General features: G+C 65.0%; 14 protein-coding genes and 1 pseudogene. 5 read left to right on the top strand and 10 right to left on the bottom strand.

What is annotated here, in order from left to right:
• Nucleotides 1–11 precede the first annotated feature (11 nt).
• Together ACOCG7_RS16985 and ACOCG7_RS16980 are read left to right on the top strand one after the other, a co-directional pair.
• The gene (locus ACOCG7_RS16985) at nucleotides 12–485 is read left to right on the top strand and encodes a VOC family protein (protein WP_083085233.1); all 474 of its coding nucleotides are present in this window, start codon (nucleotides 12–14) and stop codon (nucleotides 483–485) included.
• A 121-nt stretch (nucleotides 486–606) separates the two neighbouring features.
• The gene (locus ACOCG7_RS16980; protein ID WP_114162110.1) at nucleotides 607–1815 is read left to right on the top strand and encodes an MFS transporter; all 1209 of its coding nucleotides are present in this window, start codon (nucleotides 607–609) and stop codon (nucleotides 1813–1815) included.
• 59 nt (nucleotides 1816–1874) lie between these two features.
• On the opposite strand, the gene ACOCG7_RS16975 is transcribed toward ACOCG7_RS16980, so the two are convergent.
• The 4 genes and pseudogenes from ACOCG7_RS16975 to ACOCG7_RS16960 form a co-directional block, all read right to left on the bottom strand.
• The gene (locus ACOCG7_RS16975; RefSeq protein WP_114162109.1) at nucleotides 1875–2678 is read right to left on the bottom strand and encodes a transglutaminase-like domain-containing protein; all 804 of its coding nucleotides are present in this window, start codon (nucleotides 2676–2678) and stop codon (nucleotides 1875–1877) included.
• A gap of 259 nt (nucleotides 2679–2937) precedes the next feature.
• Entirely contained in the window at nucleotides 2938–4359 is a 1422-nt protein-coding gene (locus ACOCG7_RS16970; protein WP_114162108.1) for an HdeD family acid-resistance protein, read from the bottom strand.
• A 98-nt stretch (nucleotides 4360–4457) separates the two neighbouring features.
• Nucleotides 4458–5381 (bottom strand): recombination-associated protein RdgC, encoded by a 924-nt coding sequence (locus tag ACOCG7_RS16965; protein WP_114162107.1) that lies wholly within the window; start codon nucleotides 5379–5381, stop codon nucleotides 4458–4460.
• A 109-nt stretch (nucleotides 5382–5490) separates the two neighbouring features.
• A pseudogene (locus ACOCG7_RS16960) lies at nucleotides 5491–5887 on the bottom strand (MFS transporter); the annotation flags it as partial.
• 105 nt (nucleotides 5888–5992) lie between these two features.
• On the opposite strand from ACOCG7_RS16960, the gene ACOCG7_RS16955 reads away from it, so the two are divergent.
• A complete protein-coding gene (locus tag ACOCG7_RS16955; RefSeq protein WP_114162106.1) occupies nucleotides 5993–6541 on the top strand; it encodes an ester cyclase in 549 nt (182 codons plus the stop codon).
• A 171-nt stretch (nucleotides 6542–6712) separates the two neighbouring features.
• On the top strand, nucleotides 6713–7006 hold the full coding sequence (locus ACOCG7_RS16950; protein WP_083085242.1) for a hypothetical protein: 294 nt from the start codon (nucleotides 6713–6715) through the stop codon (nucleotides 7004–7006).
• 38 nt (nucleotides 7007–7044) lie between these two features.
• On the opposite strand, the gene ACOCG7_RS16945 is transcribed toward ACOCG7_RS16950, so the two are convergent.
• From ACOCG7_RS16945 to msbA, 5 genes are all read right to left on the bottom strand, one after another.
• A complete protein-coding gene (locus ACOCG7_RS16945; protein ID WP_421379177.1) occupies nucleotides 7045–8298 on the bottom strand; it encodes a glycosyltransferase in 1254 nt (417 codons plus the stop codon).
• A gap of 63 nt (nucleotides 8299–8361) precedes the next feature.
• A complete protein-coding gene (locus tag ACOCG7_RS16940; RefSeq protein WP_114162104.1) occupies nucleotides 8362–9666 on the bottom strand; it encodes an O-antigen ligase family protein in 1305 nt (434 codons plus the stop codon).
• Nucleotides 9666–10793 carry a glycosyltransferase family 9 protein gene (locus ACOCG7_RS16935; RefSeq protein WP_114162103.1) on the bottom strand — a complete coding sequence of 376 codons (1128 nt, stop codon included), beginning with the start codon at nucleotides 10791–10793 and terminating at the stop codon, nucleotides 9666–9668. The genes ACOCG7_RS16940 and ACOCG7_RS16935 overlap by 1 nt, the downstream gene beginning before the upstream one ends.
• A 373-nt stretch (nucleotides 10794–11166) precedes the next feature.
• On the bottom strand, nucleotides 11167–12249 hold the full coding sequence (locus ACOCG7_RS16930; protein ID WP_083085554.1) for a glycosyltransferase family 4 protein: 1083 nt from the start codon (nucleotides 12247–12249) through the stop codon (nucleotides 11167–11169).
• A 127-nt stretch (nucleotides 12250–12376) separates the two neighbouring features.
• On the bottom strand, nucleotides 12377–14170 hold the full coding sequence (gene msbA, locus ACOCG7_RS16925; protein ID WP_114162101.1) for a lipid A export permease/ATP-binding protein MsbA: 1794 nt from the start codon (nucleotides 14168–14170) through the stop codon (nucleotides 12377–12379).
• A 351-nt stretch (nucleotides 14171–14521) separates the two neighbouring features.
• On the opposite strand from msbA, the gene ACOCG7_RS16920 reads away from it, so the two are divergent.
• Nucleotides 14522–15283 carry a glycosyltransferase family 2 protein gene (locus ACOCG7_RS16920; protein WP_114162100.1) on the top strand — a complete coding sequence of 254 codons (762 nt, stop codon included), beginning with the start codon at nucleotides 14522–14524 and terminating at the stop codon, nucleotides 15281–15283.
• A gap of 40 nt (nucleotides 15284–15323) precedes the next feature.
• On the opposite strand, the gene dnaE is transcribed toward ACOCG7_RS16920, so the two are convergent.
• Entirely contained in the window at nucleotides 15324–18914 is a 3591-nt protein-coding gene (dnaE, locus tag ACOCG7_RS16915; protein ID WP_114162099.1) for a DNA polymerase III subunit alpha, read from the bottom strand.
• Nucleotides 18915–19238: the final 324 nt, after the last annotated feature.

The following is a 19238-nucleotide window of genomic DNA, read 5'->3' as shown; positions in this document are numbered from 1 at the left end:
GGAGACTCGTCATGCAAAAGATTGCGCCGTGCCTGTGGTGCGACGGCAATGCGGAAGAAGTCGCGCGCTTCTATACCTCGGTGTTTTCCAATTCCCGCATCGCCACCACCCTGCACTACACGGAAGCCGGCCCCGGCCCGGAGGGCGGCGTGCTGGCCGTGACGTTCGAGATCGACGGCCAGGAGTTCATGGCGATGAACGGCGGCCCGGATTACCCGTTCACGCCGGCCATTTCGCTGTTCGTGCACTGCGGCTCGCAACAGGAGATCGACCACTACTGGGCGAAACTCGGCGAGGGCGGCGCGCCCTGGCAATGCGGCTGGCTTCGGGACAAGTTCGGCGTCTCGTGGCAGATCGCGCCCGACGCCCTCCTCCGCATGCTGCAAGATCCAGACAGGGCGAAAGCGAATCGCGTGATGCAGGCCATGATGACAATGATCAAGCTGGACATCGCGACGCTCGAAGAGGCTTATCGCGGAGGCTGATGCGCCGTTGCTAAGCGGCCGTGAAGGCCGGACCGCCATGAAACGCCATCAGGGCGGCCGGCCACGAGACCGCGATGTTTGATACGATCGGTCTCGACCCATGAACGGCGGGATATGAACGGTGCGCGTCAACCATCAGGCTTTCTTCTACTCGCTGTTCGTCGCGCGCCTCGCCGATCAGATCCTGCTGTTTCTCGTGCCGCTCGTCGTATTTCAAACGACGCACCAGGTCTCGTGGTCGGGCCTCGCGTTCTTTATCGAAACGCTGCCGCGCTACCTGGTGTTTCCCTTCTTCGGCGCTTTATGCGACCGCATCTCGCCGCTCAGGCTGATGCGGGTCAGTCAGACCATACGAGCGCTGGTGTGTTTCGGCGGCGTGCTGGCCTATGCGCTGTTTGGCGGCATCGGCTGGCTGATCGCGCTATCGGCTTTATGCGGCGTGTTGACGAGCCAGGGCCTCGTCGCGCGCGAAGTGATGTTGCCGCGGATCTTCAGCACGCAGCAGTTTCAGCGTGTGCTCGCCTACTCGCAGTTGGCCGATCAATTGGGTTTCGTACTCGGCCCAATGCTGGCCGCGCTGCTGCTCGGTCTGTGGCGCTGGGAATGGGTGGTCGCCGCAACGGGCGTGCTGTTCCTGCTCGCCGACGGCGCGCTGCTACTGTGGCAACACATGAGCGGCTTTCGCGCCGACGCCCCGCCTTCCGCCGCGCCGGGCCACTGGACGCTGCCGCTACGCATCGCGCTGCGCCACGTGCTGGTCCTGCCCGGCCTGAAAAAAATCGTGCTGCTCGCCGCCGCCGAAAATCTGGTGATCGGCGTCACGCTCGCCACCTCGGCGGCGATGGTCACCGGCTTTCACGCGCAATCGGACCGCTACTATGCCGGGCTGCAAACGGCCGGCGCCGTCGCCACCGTGGTGATTCTCCTGGCGATCGCGCGCAACGCGTGGCGGGCCGAGATGTTGGGCCGGGTCGCGTTCGTCTCGATCTGCGCGGGCGGCGTGATCGCCGGCGCGAGCGCGGCGCCGTGGGGCTATGCGCTCGGCTTCTTGCTGATCGTCGGCTTCGACAAGATGTTCAACGTCTACATTCGCAGCGCGCGGCAGAAAATCATTCCGCCGCAGGACTACGGCAAGACCACCGGCGTGATCATCCTGCTGAACAACATGACGCAGCCGCTTGCCGGTCTGCTGGTGGGCGTGTTCTCGGCGCGCACGCAAACCGGTCCGCTGATCGTGGCGCTCGCGGTGGCGATGGGCGGCATCGGCGCGGCGGTCTCGGTCGGCTCGGCGTTGCTTCGGCGCAAACGCGCGTTGGTGCTCGGCGAATAGCGCGCATCCGGTTTATTCGAAAGCCGGGCGCTTCACTTCCCTACTCGCTCGCAACGCAGCTAGATCGCCTCGCAGACGACGGCAAACTTCATCAGTTGCGTCGGCCCGAACGCATTGCTAATGGCGACGTCGGCGGCGTCGCGCCCGCGCGCCATCAAGACCCGCCCCGTGCGTGGTGCGTTGTTGCGCGGGTCGAACGTCTGCCAGCATCCGCCGATATACGCCTCGAACCACGCGGCGAAATCCATCGGCGCATAAGGCGGCGGCAGGTTGACATCGCTGATATAGCCGGTGCAATACCGCGCCGGTATGTTCATCGCCCGGCATAGCGTGACCGCCAGATGCGCGAAGTCGCGACACACGCCCTTTCTTTCCTGCCAGGCCTGCCATGCTGTCTTGGTGGGCCGCGCGAAGTCGTAGCCGAACACGATATGGTTGTGCGTGTAATCGCAGATCGCATCCACGCGCTCACGGCCGAGCGGCAACTTGCCGAACGTCTGCCATGCGAATTCGGACAACAGGTCGGTCTCGCAGTAGCGGCTGCCCAGCAGAAACACCAGCGTATCGTCAGGGAGTGCTTCGACCGGATGCTGATGCGTAAATGGCGGCCGCGTCTCGGGCACCGACGAGACTTCGAGCACCGCGCTCGTGGAGAGCGCTATCGTGCCCGGCGGCGCCACCAGCCGGCTGCATAGATTGCCGAAGCCGTCCCGATACTGCGTGATCGGCACGGGAGGATGGACCGTCAGCACGTCCGGGCTCAGCACCTCGTGCGCATGCGAGTAGTGCGTGTTCAACATCAACATCATCGGCGTGGGTTGCTCGCAACCATAGACCAGCTCGTAGCCAACGTGCAATTTCATTGCGGCGTCCTCTTCCAGTTGAAACGTGCTCTCAACGAGAGGCTTCCGCTTTCAGCATACACCCGCCATATTGGCTCAGATCATTCATTTGGCGGTGACGTCGCGCGTGCGGAAGTTATCAACAGAAACTGGGAACAAATCTGTGCATAACTGTCCGACAAAATCCGCAACCTGTTGATGCGATTGCCGTTTTTACAGTGACGCCGAAGTTGGGCACGTCACGCGTGCTGCCAGGAACGCCGGAAGGCGCCAGCGTGCGTCATTCGCGCAGCGCGCCTGCCGCGGCATCGTCCGCGCCTTGCTGGCCCGCCTGGGCATGGCGGGCTTCCGCGCGCCATTGCTGGCGCGAGCGAACCATTCTGCGCACCGCGAGGCGCGCCATTCTGGTCCAGCCCGATGGCCGCGGGTCCGCGAGCATGCTGAGCGCGCGGGCGTAGTCCAGCGTGAGGCCGGGCGTCCATGCCATCGTCGCGGCGCGTTTGCGCAGTTGCGCGGCCACCCACAATTCCGGCGTCGTGATCACGCGCAAAAACGGCCGCCAGCCGCCGAGGCCACCCCACACGCGCGCCGACGCGCCCTCGATCGCCGCCTCGAGCGCACGCGACACGCTGCTCGAACAATTGCGATACGTGAGGTTGTAGGTCGTGTCCTGCCGATAGCTGTCCCAGAAGCGGCGCAGGCGCGCGGGATCGTAATTGCGGATGCGCACCTGAACCGTCGACGGACACCACGCCTTCGCTTCGGTCGGGTAATCGGGCTGGAATACGCCGGGCACGTCGTTCTCGCGCGTGGCGCGCAACAGCCGCGCGAAGTCGTCGGGCGAACGATCGATTTCGACGCCCGGATACAGGCTGATATAGATACCCTCGGGCGATTCGAGCGCCGCGTGTCCGGTCGAAATCACGCCGTTGCGATCCACGGCCGCGATATAGCGATCGACGATCGGCTGCCGCCGCGCCTCGCCTTTCGCCGAACCCACCGGCGTCCATACGTGCACGGTCAGCGCGGCTTCGTCGGCGGCGGGCGGACCGTCCCATTCGACTGCGGCCAGCCGGCCGGGAGCCGCCGCGCCTGCCGCGGAACTCGCGGCATCGGCTTCGGCATCACCGGACGCCACCGCCGGGTTCGACGCGAGACGCCGCACGCGCGTGCTCAGCAAGATCAGATTCCAGCCGCCGAACATCAGGCCGAGCCCGAGGCAGTACGGCACGGTGCCGACATAGTGAGTCGGATACGGCTGATAGAAGAAAATCGCCAGCGCGATTTCGACGACGCCGCCGATCACCGCGAGCTTCCACGTGCGGTAACGCACCACTCTCGCGGAGACGATTTGCAGCAGTCCGTCGGCGAGAAACAGCGTGCCGAAGATCATCGACAGAATGAAGTGGCCGTGATGATGGCCGGCGAGTATCAGCGCCGCCGCGAAGCAGAACGCGAGTCCCTTCACGTAGCGCAGCGTGCGTTGCCCGCCCATGCCCGTCCAGGCGACCGCCAGCGTGGCGAGCCCTTCGAGCAGCAGTAAAAATGCAAACGGCATGATGGGGAAATAGAGCGCGCCGTCGAGCGCGTCGATGAACACCACCATGCCGAGCAGCAGGCTCATGCAGCCGATGCGCTGCAACGAGCGCCAGCGCGTGCGCAGATAATCGACGCCGAGCAGAATCATGACCAGACGAACCATCGCAAAGCCTCCTCGGCCAACGCGTTGTCCCGACCGCAATCTTCACACATTCACGATAACGTCGCTCAATACGCGGGTGCGTCGAGGACAGTCGCGGCTCAGGCCGCCGCGGCTTGCGGCATCGCCTCGCCCTGTTCGCCGCCCAACGCGTCGAGCAGATCACCGAGCATGCGGTCGAGTTCGGCGGTCATCAGCGTGAGGTCGGAATCGAAGCGCTCGTCGTCGTTCTGCGCGGTGGGGTCGCCCGCTTCCTTCAACACGTCGAGCGGCGCGATGCGCTTGATCGTGAGCGACGGCGTCAGCACGAACGACACGCGGTCGTTCCACGTCATCGCGAGCCGCATGCATTGCTTGCCGGCTTCGATATGACGGCGCATATCCTCGGCGTCGAGAGCGTGTCCCACGTAACGCACGGTCGCGTTGCCCTCGGCGGGCGAACGCAACTCGGTGTCCTGGTCGAGCGTGAAGCCCGCGGGACCTTCGCCGGCGCGGAGCCACCCGGTCATCGCCGCGACCGGCGATTGCGTGACGCGCACCGTGCCGAGCGGCAACTGATCGATCGATTTGACGAGCAGGCCGCGCACTTCGTCGGCGACGGCTTGCGAGGCCGCGTCGATCACGAGCCAGCCGTTTTTCGTGTCGATCCACACGCGCGTGTCGCGGCGAATGCTGAAGGCGCGCGGCAGCAGTTCGTCCGTGACCTGCTCCTTGAGTTCGCGCATCTGCTTGCGGCCGGGTTTGAAGCCCTGCTGCTCTTCGAGATCGGCGGCGCGCGCCTTGGTCACCTGCGTGACGACCGAAGCAGGCAGCAGTTTCTTTTCGGTGCGAAACGTCAGCAGCATCTGGCCATTGAGCGAGTACACCAGCGATTCGTTATCGCGCGGCGAGGCCCAGCCGTGGCTTTGCATTTCGACGCTGTTGCCGGGCGCGAACGCGTGCGGCGCGAGCCATTTCTCCATTTGTGCGGGGGTGACGGACCACGGAGCGGGAAGACGGTGCAACTGAAGGTTTTTGAACCACATGGCGGGGTTGTTTATGGGCAAGGCGGGCCATTTTATATGACGGCGGGCGGGACGGCGTCGATGGGGTGTGGTGGGCGATGAGTCGGCTGGCCGTCGTCGTGGGTGCGCTTCAGGTTGCCGTTCGCGTCGTGGTTGCAGCCGCGTCCCGCGGTCCCGCGTTGGCATCGCCGTTAGCCCCCCTCTCGCCGGCATCCGCGCGCTCGGCCGTCGACGGTTCGTCGGCCCTGAATCCCGTGCGGTTGAGCAGCATCAGCGTGGCCACCAGCGAAACGGCCGCATACAGCGCGGACGACACGGCCACGCCGACGATGCTACCGGTCGTGTTCAGCAGCCATTGCGCGAACAGCGGCGTTGCGCCGCCGACCAGCAGCGAGCACATCTGATAGGCGAGCGACAGCCCGGTATAGCGCACGTTGGCGGGAAACACGCGCGAGGATGCCGGCGATCGCGCCGTAGAACATCGCGTGCGGGATCGTGGCGAGGCACATGCCGAGCAACGCGAGCCATTTTCAAACCAAATCCGAAAATCCTTCAAACACCAGCCCGATTATCAAACCTTTCCGTTCACCAGAGAATGCGCGTCGTCCCAACCCACTTCTCTGGAACACGTCATGCCCCCTCTCCTCTCCATCCGGTTCGCCTATCTCGCGCTGATCGGTGCAAGCCTCGCCGGCGCGATGAACGCCCACGCCGCGAGCGACAACGCACTGCCCGCCCCACGCCATCTCGCGATGAATGCCGCTTCGGAAAAGAGCGCCGCGGTCGCGCTGGCCGCGCGCCGCTACGCCGCGTTCTGGAACACCGGCGACGAGGCCTATGCGAAGCTCGCGCTGTCGCCCGCGTTCATCGACCGCACCTTGCCTGACGGACGGCCGCAAGGTCCCGAAGGCCCGTTGCAGGCGTCGAAGGGATTTCGTGCGGCCGTGCCCGACCTGCGCGCCGACATCGACGACCTCGTGGTGGCCGGCGACCGCGCGTCGGTTCATCTGCATTTTCGCGGACACTTCACCGGCCGGTTCCAGAACCTCGAAGGCCACGGCGAAACCATCGACTTCCAGGCTTTCGACCTCTATCGCGTGAAAGACGGCCGCATCGTCGAGAACTGGCACCTCGAGGACAACCTGACGCTGCTAAAGCAACTGGGCGCGATCAAGCCATAGTGGTTTCGCCGTATCGGACCTGGGGCGCGCTTCGCGCTGAAATCGCCTAGACTTTTTGACAGGCGTGCCGCGGAAATCAATCGCCAGCACCGTGACGGACCGACGATGATGTCCATCGGCAACGCGCTAGCAGCGCACACGTCATCCGCACGGCTCGCACGGAGATAAGCCATGTCCGATAACACAGCCACCTGGCAGATGGTCGAGTACGAAGGATTCGAAATCCACGTATCGCCCCGGCCGAAGCAACCCGATGACGGCCGCTTCACCTACATCGGCTATGTGTGCCACCCCGGCGCGGACCCGGCGATTCCGGGTCACGCGGTGCCGTTTCATGCCGACGGCGAAGAGTCGTTCGCCAGCATCGAGGACGCGTGCTACGAAGCCGTGCATGCGGGGCGCAGCATCGTCGACGGCACGCACCCGGACCTGTCGGTGCTCTCGCTGGTGACCGGCGGCGTGTAGCGGGCGAACGCGCCGCCCGTCGCGGAACCGGAAGGCGTTCAGTCGGCGGCAGCCGGCACGGGTGGCCGGCTGCGAGGGGAAATCCGCCGCGCCAGCGTCAGCATGCGCTGGTTCGCGCTCTCAGGCGCGAAGGTCGCCACTTTCCTGTCTGCACGACGCACCAGCGTTTGACGCAATTCGGTATCCGTTTGCAGGCGCTCGATCGCGCGAGCCAGTGCGTCCACGTCGCCCGGCGGCACCAGCAAGCCGGCCTTGCCCCCTTCGAGCAGGTCGCGCGGACCGGTCGGGCAATCGGTCGAAATCACCGGCGTGCCGAGCGCCATCGCCTCGCCCAGCACCATGCCGAAGCCCTCGTAGCGGCTGCTCAGGATCAGCATTTCCGCCGCGCGGATATAGGGAAACGGATTCGCGCGGAAACCCAAAAAGTGCACCGACTCGCGTATGCCGAGTTCTCGCGCGAGTTCCTCCAGCGCGGCGCGGTCGCGGCCCTCGCCGATCAGCACGAGGTCGACCGGCCGCAGTCGCTTGGCGCGATGCTGCGCGAACGCGCGCAGCAGGGTCTTGTGGTCTTTTTGCCCTTCGTCGAGCCGGGCCACCGAGACGATGAACGACTCCGCCGGCCGCTCGATCGACGGACGCGCCTTCAGCCGCAGCGATTCCACGTCGATCACATTGGGGAGTTCCGCCACATGCGAAGGCTGGCCGGCAAACAGGTCGCGCGCCTCGCGCAACATGTCGGGCGTGAGAACCGCAATCGCGTCGTAGCGCGCATAGTGTCTGACACGGCGAGCGACATAGCGCCTGCTCTTGCCGCCAAGGCGCGTGGCAAGACTGAAATGACTGACGCCGAACCACGGCACGCCGTACTTGCCCGCAAGATGCCGCAACGAAAAGTCGAAGTCGCAGACCATCTCATGGCCGCCCGCCAGGCGGCGAAAGCGGTTCGCGGCGAGCGGCCGGATCAGACAGTAGGTCAGCGCCTTGTGCAACAGCTTGAGCGGCACATTCAGTTTCCGTTGGCGCTGTGCGCCGTGCAACGCGTACATCCACCGCGACGACGCCAGCACGTGAACAGGCACGTCGTCGGGAATGCCCTGCGCGCGCCAGAACGCCAGTTCCTCGGTCGGATAAGTGACCGAAAGGCTCAGCGCAAAGAGCCGCCGGTCGAGCACCTTGAGCCAGGCGAGCAAGGATGTCTCCGTGCCGCCCTTGCCGAAGTCGTTGATGTGAAACAGGATGCGGCGCGGCGGATCGATCTGATCCGGGCCATCGTCTTCACTCTCGTATTTCATGCTGTGCCCCGCATCCTGACCGGATGAATTCAACGGTGATGAACCGGGTCGCGCGCCCGGCCGCTATCGGGACGCCCCGCGAAATACGTCGCGCGACGCGGGCCCCGCCGCGGTGCCCTGGCCGCCGCGCCGCTGCGCGCTGCCCAGCAACAGACCGGCGAACGACCAGAACGCCAGCATGGTGGTTTGCCACATGAAGTCGTCGGTCGTGTTCTTGGCGATCATGCCGGCCACCAGCGCGATGCCGGCCGCGCACAACCAGGGGTCGCCGCCTCGCGTGCGCCAGAACGCGCCCACGAGCCACAACAGCAACACCGTCTCGAGGACGACGCCCACCACGCCCGTCTGCAGCCAGGTGTTCATGAACAGGTTATGGGCATGCGTGAGGGCCTGCGGTTCGATCGCCAGCAGGTTCTGCGGCATCTCGTTGCGGTACACCATGCCCGGCAACGGTTTGCCGAAGCCGACGCCGATCCACTTGTGACGCTTCGCTTCCGAGGTGTAGAACGCCCACAGCTTCGGGCGCGTATCGGCAGACACCGTGTCGCCGATACTCGAAAACGCCTGGGGAAGCGGAACCTGATGGCCCTCGATGGCGATATCGCGTGTGGCCGCCGCGCCCTGCGCGTCGCTCAAACGCAGCCGCGCGCTGTACTCGAGCGTGCCGACGGTCGCCACCCCGACCACCACGAACGCAAGCAGCGCAAGCACGATATGCCGCCGATACAGCGGAAACAGCGCCACCAGCAGCGTGGCCGCCGCGGCCGGCCAGAAGAAGCGATTGAGCGTGGCGAGTCCGATGAACAGGCAAAACACGAGACCGGCCACGCCCACGGGCCACCACCGCGGACGCAACAGGACACCGCAGAACAAGGCGATCGCGAACACCGCGAGCGTGCTGGTGTGACCGACGCGATTATAAAAATGCAGCGGAAACGTACTCGGCGTGGGCGGCTGCAAATGCCCCCAGTAGACCGCGCTGATCCCGACGAGCAGCACGCATGCGATCCAGTTGATCAGGACGAAGCGGTTGACGTGCGGGGTCTTCGTGCCGAGTAGCCAGAAACCCCAGAACGACACCAGCGGATAGAGCACTTCATCGCACCATGCGTGGATGCTGACCGCCGGATAAGCGGACCACGCGACGGACGCAAGCCCCCACAACGCCCAGCCGGCGATCGGCAGGAACAGCGGCCAACGCCACATGGGCGGACGCTCGGACGAGCACGCCGCCGCGAGCGTACCGAGCGCCAGCAGGGCGAGTGCGTTGAACACGATAGCCGTCATATGGCCGAACATCACCGCGAACAGGATGACCGGACACGCAATCCACAAAACGCGCTCGACGCGCGCGAACGTGTTAGTCATTAAGCTCCCATCAAAACATTGTGTAATGCGCGGTACACCGATTCCACCGAAATGCGGCCCATGCAGTCCGCGTGGTCGCCGTTCCATGCGACGCAGGTGGTCGAATCGCGGTCGCACCGCCGAACCCATGCAATCTCGCGCCGAAAGATAAACGGCTGATCGCGGCATGGCATCTCCGCAATCGTAACCGGCTGGAACGGCACTTCGCTCCAGTAATCGCCCGCGCCGTGAATCCGTGCGTTGCCGGGACCGAACAACGCAACCGTCGGCACGCCGACCAGGCGGCCTAGATGCGCGACGCCGGTGTCGGGACACACGACCGCTTTCGCCCCGGCGAACAGATGCCAGAGTTCGCCGAGGCCGAGCCGTCCCGCGAGATTGGGATGACCGGGATCGGGGTCGATGTCGCGGATCAATTCAGCCTCGCCGGGACCGCCGCTCCAGACCGGCACGCAGCCGAGCGCCGCGATGCGCTCAGCAAGCTCGCGCCAGCGCGCGTCGGGCCAGCGCTTCACCGCGGTGCTCGCGCCCGGATGCAGGACGACGTAAGGCCGCGTAAGCAGATCGGCATCGGGCAATGCCGCGTGCCGGGGCGCGGGCCAATCGGACGGCCGATAACGCGCCGGCGGCGGCCCGTCCACCAGTTCGGCCGCGAGATCGGCCCACGCGGCCGGCGTTGCCGGATACGCGACCGGCTCATCGACCGGCCAGTTTTTCCACGCGGGCACGTCGCCGGCGTGAGCGACGATCCAGCGGCAACCGGCGCCCATGGCAAGCCAGCTGTGCCGATTGTCCCCCAGCACGAAGCCGAGGTCGTACGGTCCTGAATCGAGCATCCCCTTGACCGTCGCGACGTCGCGCGGGTCGAACGGCAAAGCGATCACACCGAAAGGGCGCCCCGCATAAAGCGGCACGATCGCCTTCGGACAGGCGAGAACGAGTTCGGCATTCGGATAGCGGACGCGCAGCTTGGCAAGCAGCGGTGTTAGCAGCAACGTATCGCCGAGCAGGAGATGGTGCGCAACGAGAATACGCTGCACGGAAACCGGCTTGCGACGCCACGGTTTCAGCGCGAAGCGCGGAAGCGCACGCCCGAAGATGCGAATACGCCCGGATAGTCGGCTCATCGCGTGACCGGCGCGTTTATTCCGTTTATTCCGTTTGTTCCGACCGCAAACGGGCTATGCGCCGGCCGACTCGAGGTCGTGTTCCCCATGAAGAATCTCCAACGGTATTCTTGTCGTTGACTTCCGCTCCCATGCCTTCGAACCGCACACGGCACCACCGGAGCAGTCAGACGCTGCGCGCCTTGCGGCACCCGCCGAATCACCCCGACATTGGAAGCGCAGTGAAGACAATTGAGTAGTCGGTCAGGGCTGAGACCCATGCTTTTATAACCCGAAACTATATCATGCACGATGGCTGGAACGTAGAACCGGCGCGGCTTGGCGCGACCATGACGGGTGCGCGCCAAGCCCGCGCCGCCGCGCGCATGCGCTGTCAATTTGCGCCGCGGATATGCGTTGCCAGAGCAAGCAAGGCGTCGGCGTGGCCGGCGACGCTCGTGTCGTAAAGCACGGCGTCGCGAGCCAGTTCCGACTGCCATCGCGGTTGGGATTGCTGAATCGTGAGCCGCCCTCGCACCGCGCGCTCGAGCGTCGCGCGCAAGTCGGCGACATCGCCCGCAGCGAACACGAACTTGGCGTGCGGCGCGATCGCATCGCAGCACCCGACGCTCGCCGGCAGAATCACCGGCGTCCCGCACATGGCCGACTCCACACCGACCAGCCCGAACGGCTCGTATTTCGACGCGAGAATCGTGAAATCGGCGGCGCGGTAGCCGTCCTCGATATCTTTCACGTAGCCGATGTAGCGCACCCGCGCGGAGGTGTGCTCGGGCGGCCGTCCCGCGACCGCGAGCACCACCGGCAAGGCGGTGTCGCGCAAGGCGGCTTCGATCAGCGGCAAGCCCTTGCGCTCATGACTGCTGGACGGAAAGAGCAGCACGATCTCATGGTCGGCGAATCCGAACCTGCGGCGCAGCGCCATGCGTTGGGCCGCGTCGATCGGGGCGAAGCGCGCGCCGTCGACCGGCGGGTACAGCACGCGGATTTTCTGCTCATCCACGCCATACAGCTCGCGCAACTCGTCGTGCATCAACTGGGAGTGCGCGACGATCACGCTCGCCCGTTCGTACTGGCGCCGCTCCAGCGCGATCTGCCAGCGGTCCGAGCGCTTTGGCGCACGTCCGGTGGCGCGCAGAAAGCCGAGGTGCGTGCCGCCGCAAATCGCAATCTCGGACGAGTCGACGCGGTTGCAGCCGATCAGCACGTCGACGCCGGCCGCGCGGCGCGCCCGGCGCAGCCGCCACGAAAACCAGCGCTCGCGCAGCTTGCCCGGCAGAAACGACACGCGGATACGATGCGGCTCGACCATGCGCGCCTCCGGCAACGACATGTCGAAGCGGCGCGCAAAGAACGCCAGTTCGATGCCGGCAGCGGCAAAGCCCCGCACCAGGTCCATTGCATACCGCTCGAGGCCGCCGCTGTGTTTCAGCGCATTACTGGACACTCCGATTTTCATCATGCAAAGAAACGCGCGAGGAGCGCCGGGGAAATGTGGATTGAATGCCGCGAGCCCGAAGCGAGGCTGGCTTTATCCCGCGACACGCCGCATGTCGGCCGCGCGGGTCGATAGTGGCCCGACACGCTCACGCCGCGTTCTGCTGGAACTGGATGCGGTGCAGATGCGCATAGAGCCCGTCTTTTGCCAGCAGTTCACGATGACTGCCGCTCTCGACGATGCGCCCCGCCTCCATCACCAGAATGCGGTTGGCGCGCTCGATGGTCGACAAGCGGTGCGCGATGACGAGCGTCGTGCGCCCTTTCATCAGCGTTTCCAGCGCCGCCTGCACGTGGCGTTCGGACTCGGAATCCAGCGCCGAGGTGGCTTCGTCGAGGATCAGGATCGGCGCGTCCTTGTAGATCGCGCGCGCGATCGCCAGGCGCTGCCGCTGACCGCCCGAGAGCATCATGCCGTTGTCGCCGACCAGCGTCTCGATACCGCTGGGCATCGCCTCGACGGTGTCCCACAGGTTGGCCGCGCGCAACGCCGCCTCGACCTTTGACGAATCGGCTGCCTGGCCATACGCGACGTTGTTGGCGACGGTGTCGTTGAACAGCACGACGTCCTGGCTCACCATCGCGATCTGGCTGCGCAGCGCGTGCAGGCCGTATTCCGGCAGCGCCACGCCGTCGACCAGAATCTCGCCGCCGGTCGGATCGAAAAAGCGCGGCAGCAGATTGACCAGCGTCGTCTTGCCGCTGCCGGACGGGCCCGCGAGCGCCACCATCTCGCCCGGCGCGACCTTGAACGACACCTTGTCGAGCGTGTGGCGCTTGTGCGTGGCATTGCTGCCGTAGCTGAACGACACCTCGCGGAATTCGACCTCGCCGCGCGCGCGTTCGAGCGTCTTGCCGCCGCCCGCCGGTTCGGAGGGTTCGTCGATCAGACCGAAGATCAGCTCGCACGCCGTCATGCCGCGTTGCAGCGGCTGGTTCACGTCCATCAGATGCTTCAGCGGCGAGATGATCAGCAGCATCGACGTGACGAACGCGACAAAGCCGCCGACCGTGGTCTGGTCCGACGACGACTGCACCACCGCGATCGTGATCACGACGGCAAGCGCGATCGACGCGAGGAACTGCGTCAACGGTTGCGCGAGGCCGCCCGAGACCGTCATGCGCATCGCGTAGCCGCGCAGGCGCTTGCTCATCGACGTGAAGCGGTCGATCTCGTACTGCTCGCCGTTGTGCACCTTGACGACCTTATAGCCGCCCACCGTCTCCTCGACGATGTACGACAGCTCGTTGGTGAGCATTTGATGCTCGCGGTTCAGGCGCCGCAAGCGGCGGTTGATCTTGCTCACCAGCCAGCCGATGCCCGGCAGCAGCACCGCGACGATCAGCGTCAGACGCCAGTTCAGATAGAACAGATAGCCGAGCAGGAACAGCACCGTCAGCGAATCGCGCACCAGCGTGACGAGCACGCTCAGCAGCACGTTGAGGATCTGATTGACCTCGAAGACGATCGCATTGATGACCGTGCTCGCGGTTTCGCGCTGGAAGAACGAGACGCCCGTGTGAATCATCCGGTCGAACATCTTCAGGCGCAGTTCGAGCAGGATCTTGTTCGACACGTAGGCGAGCAGATAGCCGGATGCGTATTGGGACAGGCCGCGTATCAGCGCGAGGCCGACCACCGCGATCGGCACGAGCCACTTGGCGTTGTCGTTGGCGTGCGCGCCGAAGCCCTTGTCCAGCAGCGGCTTGAGGAGCGCGGGAATCGCGGCGTCGGTGCCCGCGCTGACGGCCATCGCGACCACCGCGCCGGTCAGCACCCAGATGAGCGGCTTGATATACGGCCACAAACGCCGCAAGACGACGGCAGGCGACGATGCCTCACCTGAACCGATGGGTTTGCTCAACGTAGGCTTCGCGCTCAAGGAATCCTCTGGGAATGCGGAACGGCAACCGCGCGCTGGGCCGAACGCCTGCCGCGCGGAATATCAAAAAAGAAGCATTGTAAACGCTTGAGGATGACGGCCACCGATAGGGATCGGCCCGATTGCGCGGATCGGGGGGTGAGGCTTGGCTTCAGTGGTGAAGCTTCGCGCCGGGTGAGCTTTGGCCCTGGATGGGGGCTGGCGCGAAGCGTGACGTGGTGTCGGGCCGCGAGCCCCCAGGCCCGTGCCCGCGGGCGCCGCGCTATGTATCGTGCTGTGTCGCGCTGTGTATACTTGCGCCACGCTTGTCCGACTCGCTCCAACGTTCGCCCCTCTCCACGCATTCCAGGTATGCAAGAAACCACCCTCGGCGTCGCCATCATCACCAAAAACGCGGCGGCGCGGCTGGCCGAATGCCTGCAAGCCGTGGCCTTCGCCGATCAGATCGTCGTGATCGACGGCGGCAGCACCGACGGCACCGCCGACATCGCCCGCGCGCACGGCGCCCGTGTACTCCAACAAACCGACTGGCCGGGCTTCGGCCCGCAAAAGAACCGCGCCGTGGACGCGCTCACCACCCGTTGGATTCTCTCGATCGACGCCGACGAAATCGTCTCGGCGGAGCTGGCCTCGGCAATCCGCGCGGCGCTCGCCGCGCCCACCGCCGACGTCTATGCGGTCGATCGCCTGTCGAGCTTTTGCGGTCATTGGATTCATCACAGCGGCTGGTATCCCGACTGGATTCCGCGTCTGTTCAAACGGGGCGCCGCGCGTTTCTCCGACGACCTCGTGCATGAGCGCCTCGTATTCGACACGCCGGCGCAGCGCCTCACCGGCAAGCTGATGCACTACTCCTACGAGGACTTCGAAGGCGTGCTGCGCAAACTCGACGCCTATTCGACAGCCGGCGCGCAACAACGCCATGCGGCGGGCAAGCGCGGCAGTTTCGGCAAGGCGCTCGGGCGCGGCGCCTGGGCGTTCGTGCGGACCTATGTGCTACGGCGCGGCTTTCTGGACGGCCGCGCCGGCTTCATGATCGCGGTGTTCAATGCGGAAACGGTGTACTACCGGTTTTTGAAGCTGGCGCGCCTGGGAAACGACAAGCCCTTGTGAAAGACCGGCTTGGCCCGCTAAGCCGCGCGGGCAAGCCACGTCAATAAACGATCTCGATCGAGCTTCCCGCGAACTCGCCGCGCAACGCAGCGAGCAATTCGTCGGTCGGCTTCACGCGCCAGGCGTCGCCCAACCGCATGGCGCCTTCGGCGTTCTGGCTGCGATACACCACCTGCACGGCAAGCCCGTTCGGAATCTGCACCGCCTGCCGCTGACGGCCATTGTCGCCGCCGCCATATCCGCCACCGTTACGGCCGCCGCCGTTGCCATTGCCGCCGCCGCTTCGCGATGAAGCCGCCGGGGCCGCGGCCGCTTGCGGCTCGTCCTTGTCCGCGCTATGCGCTTCGAGCACGCGCCGCAGCGCCAGCGCGTCCGCGTTGCCGTTCATCTGCACCTTGACGGCCTCGGCGTAACGGCAGCGCGCGCGGCCGAGATCCATCACCGTATCGACGGTGAAGCGGATGCCGCCGGTGAATGCGTCGTTGCGCGCCTGGCCTTGCACGACCAGCAGTTCGTCTTCCCTGAACAACTGCTTGTGCGCTTCGAAGATCTCGTTGAATACCGTCACTTCGCATTGGCCGGTGCCGTCGTCGAGCACGGCGATCAGCATCTTGCCGCGCTGGGTCATCTGCGTGCGCAGCGACGCGATCACACCCGCGACCAGCTTGTCGCGACCTTCTTTCAATTCGCCGATCTTCTGGCGCACGAAGCGGCGCACCTCGTTCTTGTACGCGTCGAACAGATGGCCCGACAGGTAGAAGCCGAGCGCGGCCTTCTCTTCCTGCAGCTTCTTCTTTTCCGGCCATTCCGGTTCATCGACCAGTTCGTGACCTTGCGACGGCGCGTCGCCCATGTCGAACAGACCCGCCTGCATCGCATTGGCGCTCGCCTGCTCGGCCGCTTCCATTGCGAGCGAAACGGATGCGATCAGTTGCGCGCGATTCGCATGCAAGGTGTCGAACGCGCCGGCGCGAATCAATGCTTCCATCGTGCGGCGATTGACGATGCGGCGGTCGACACGGTTGCAGAAATCGAAGATGTCGATGAACGGACCATCTTCGCGCGCACGCAGGATTTCCTCGATCGCATTCTGGCCGCTGCCCTTGATCGCGCCCAGACCGTAGCGGATGGTTTTCGAGCGTTTGCCGTCCGGTTCCGCGACCGGCTCGAAGCGATACGCCGACAGATTCACGTCCGGCGGCAGCACCGCCATCTTGTTCGCGAGACAGTCCTCGAACAGGATCTTGACCTTCTCCGTGTCGTCCATGGCGAGCGACATATTGGCCGCCATGAATTCCGCCGGATGATGCGCCTTGAGCCACGCGGTGTAGTACGCCAGCAGCGCATACGCGGCCGCGTGCGACTTGTTGAAGCCGTAACCCGCGAACTTCTCCATCAAGTCGAAGATTTCGTCGGCTTTCTCGCCGGTCAGGCCATTCTTCGCGGCGCCTTCGCGGAACAGCGCGCGGTGCTCGGCCATTTCCTCGGCCTTCTTCTTGCCCATCGCGCGACGCAGCAGGTCGGCGCCGCCCAGCGAGTAGCCGCCGATGATCTGCGCCATCTGCATCACCTGCTCCTGGTAGACCATGATGCCGTAGGTCTCTTTCAGAACAGGTTCCACGCGCGGATCGGGATACTCCACCACTTCGCGGCCGTGCTTGCGGGCGCAGAAGCTCGGGATCAGGTCCATCGGGCCCGGACGGTACAACGCGACGAGCGCGATGATGTCTTCGAAGCGGTCGGGCTGCGCGTCTTTCAGCATGCCTTGCATGCCGCGGCTTTCCAACTGGAACACGGCGACCGTATTCGCTTTCTTCAGGATCGAGAACGACGCGGGGTCGTCGAGCGGCACCTGCGCGAGCGACCAGTCTTCCTTCGACGGATCGAGACGGCGGATATAGCGCTCGGCCCAGTCGAGAATGGTCAGCGTGGTGAGACCCAAAAAGTCGAACTTCACCAGGCCGACCGCTTCGACGTCGTCCTTGTCGTACTGGCTGACCACGCCGCTTTCGTCGCCCTGCGTATAGAGCGGGCAGAAATCGGTGAGCTTGCCGGGCGCGATCAGCACGCCGCCCGCGTGCATGCCGACGTTACGCGTCAAGCCTTCCACGCGCTGCGCGAGTTCGAGCAGCTGATGCACTTCGTCTTCGTTGTCGAAGCGCTCCTGCAACAGCGGCTCTTCCTTCATCGCGTCGGCGATGGTGACGTGCTTGCCCGGCTTGAACGGGATCAGCTTGGCGATGCCGTCGGTGAACATGTAGCCCAGATCGAGCACCCGGCCGATGTCGCGCACCGCCGCCTTCGCCGCCATCGTGCCGAAGGTGGCGATCTGCGACACCGCGTCCGCGCCGTACTTTTCCTTCACGTACTGGATCACGCGGTCGCGGCCGTGCTGGCAGAAGTCGATGTCGAAGTCGGGCATCGACACCCGTTCAGGATTCAGGAAACGTTCGAACAGCAGGTTGTAGCGCAGCGGATCGAGGTCGGTCACGCCGAGCGCGTAGGCGACCAGCGAGCCCGCGCCGGAGCCCCGGCCCGGCCCGACCGGCACGCCGTTGTTCTTCGCCCAGTTGATGAAGTCCGCGACGATCAGGAAGTAGCCCGGAAAGCCCATCTTGATGATCGTGCCGCACTCGAATTCGAGGCGCTGGTAATACGTTTCGCGCTGCGCTTCGCGCTCCGCGGGGTCCGGGTACAACTGCTCGAGGCGCTTTTCAAGGCCCTCTTTCGACAGATGCACGAGGTAGTCGTCGAGCGACATGCCGTCGGGCGTGGGAAACAGCGGCAGTTTGGGCTTGCCGAGTTCCAGCGTGAGGTTGCAGCGCTTGGCGATTTCAACGGTATTGGCGAGCGCCGACGGAATGTCCGCGAACAGCGCGGCCATTTCTTGCTGGGTGCGGAAATACTGTTCCGGCGTGAAGCGCTTCTGGCGGCGCGGATTAGCAAGGATGTCGCCTTCGGAAATACACACGCGCGCTTCGTGCGCGGTGAAGTCGTCCGGCGTCATGAACTGCATGGGATGCGTGGCGACCACCGGCAACTTCAGCGCCGCGGCGAGCGTGACGGCCTGCCGCACATACTGCTCGCCGCCCGGCTGGGCGCAACGCTGCAACTCGATATAGAAGCCGCCCGGAAACACCTTCGCCCAATGCAACGCGTTGCGCTTCGCCGCTTCCTCGTTACCCGCAGCGAGCGCGAGACCGATATCCCCTTGCTGGGCGCCGGACAAGGCGAGCAAGCCTTCGCCCAGGCCGGATTCGAGCCAGCCGGCCTCGATTTCGGCGCGGCCGCGATACTGATTCGTGAGCGACGCCTTGCTGAGCAGCTCACACAGATTCAGGTAGCCGCGCCGGTCTTTCACCAGCAGCAGCAAACGGGAAGGCTTGTCGCGGTCGTCGGGATTGGTGATCCAGACGTCGCAGCCGGCAATGGGTTTGACCCCTTTGCCGCGGGCTTCCTTATAGAAACGGACGAGGCCGAACGCGTTGCCGAGATCGGTGAGAGCGAGCGCACCCTGACCGTCTTTGGCAGCCGCCTTGACGATGTCGTCAAGACGCACGATGCCGTCGGCAATCGAGAATTCGGAGTGGACGCGGAGATGAACGAAGCGGGGATCTGACATGGGCGACATTGTAACTCCACCATTCCGGAGTTTTCAGGCCAAAAGCGCGCGTTAGCCGTTCGGCTTAGGGCGCGAATTCGGGAACGGCCTGCGCGGGTGTTCTGCGGGCCGCTGACCGGTTTCGGCGCCTACACGGAAGCGGCGCGGCCCGCTCGCTCGTCACGGACAAGCTGCGGCAAAACCGCAATGCGTCCCTCAGCGGAGCGGGCAAACCGCTGCAAGTTCGCGCGCGCCTTGCGCTATCGCAACCGCCTGGCCATTCGGCAGAGTCGAGCCCAGCCCCGGCTTGAGGGATAATACGAGTTTCCCCATTCGACATGGCCGCGCCGCATG

It is taken from the genome of Paraburkholderia sp. DD10 (assembly GCF_049177125.1).
GTDB classification, from domain to species: Bacteria; Pseudomonadota; Gammaproteobacteria; order Burkholderiales; family Burkholderiaceae; genus Paraburkholderia; species Paraburkholderia terricola.
The sequence above is the reverse complement of the archived record's forward strand: the minus strand, read 5'-3'. Positions and strand labels throughout refer to the sequence as shown.

Excerpts from the sequence above, each read along its gene's own strand:
- ACOCG7_RS16985 (WP_083085233.1), top strand. The coding sequence starts at position 12 with ATGCAAAAGATTGCGCCGTGCCTGTGGTGCGACGGCAATGCGGAAGAA.
- ACOCG7_RS16975 (WP_114162109.1), bottom strand. The coding sequence starts at position 2,678 with ATGAAATTGCACGTTGGCTACGAGCTGGTCTATGGTTGCGAGCAACCC.
- ACOCG7_RS16970 (WP_114162108.1), bottom strand. The coding sequence starts at position 4,359 with ATGGTTCGTCTGGTCATGATTCTGCTCGGCGTCGATTATCTGCGCACG.
- ACOCG7_RS16965 (WP_114162107.1), bottom strand. The coding sequence starts at position 5,381 with ATGTGGTTCAAAAACCTTCAGTTGCACCGTCTTCCCGCTCCGTGGTCC.
- ACOCG7_RS16955 (WP_114162106.1), top strand. The coding sequence starts at position 5,993 with ATGCCCCCTCTCCTCTCCATCCGGTTCGCCTATCTCGCGCTGATCGGT.
- ACOCG7_RS16950 (WP_083085242.1), top strand. The coding sequence starts at position 6,713 with ATGTCCGATAACACAGCCACCTGGCAGATGGTCGAGTACGAAGGATTC.
- ACOCG7_RS16945 (WP_421379177.1), bottom strand. The coding sequence starts at position 8,298 with ATGAAATACGAGAGTGAAGACGATGGCCCGGATCAGATCGATCCGCCG.
- ACOCG7_RS16940 (WP_114162104.1), bottom strand. The coding sequence starts at position 9,666 with ATGACTAACACGTTCGCGCGCGTCGAGCGCGTTTTGTGGATTGCGTGT.
- ACOCG7_RS16935 (WP_114162103.1), bottom strand. The coding sequence starts at position 10,793 with ATGAGCCGACTATCCGGGCGTATTCGCATCTTCGGGCGTGCGCTTCCG.
- ACOCG7_RS16930 (WP_083085554.1), bottom strand. The coding sequence starts at position 12,249 with ATGAAAATCGGAGTGTCCAGTAATGCGCTGAAACACAGCGGCGGCCTC.
- ACOCG7_RS16920 (WP_114162100.1), top strand. The coding sequence starts at position 14,522 with ATGCAAGAAACCACCCTCGGCGTCGCCATCATCACCAAAAACGCGGCG.
- dnaE (WP_114162099.1), bottom strand. The coding sequence starts at position 18,914 with ATGTCGCCCATGTCAGATCCCCGCTTCGTTCATCTCCGCGTCCACTCC.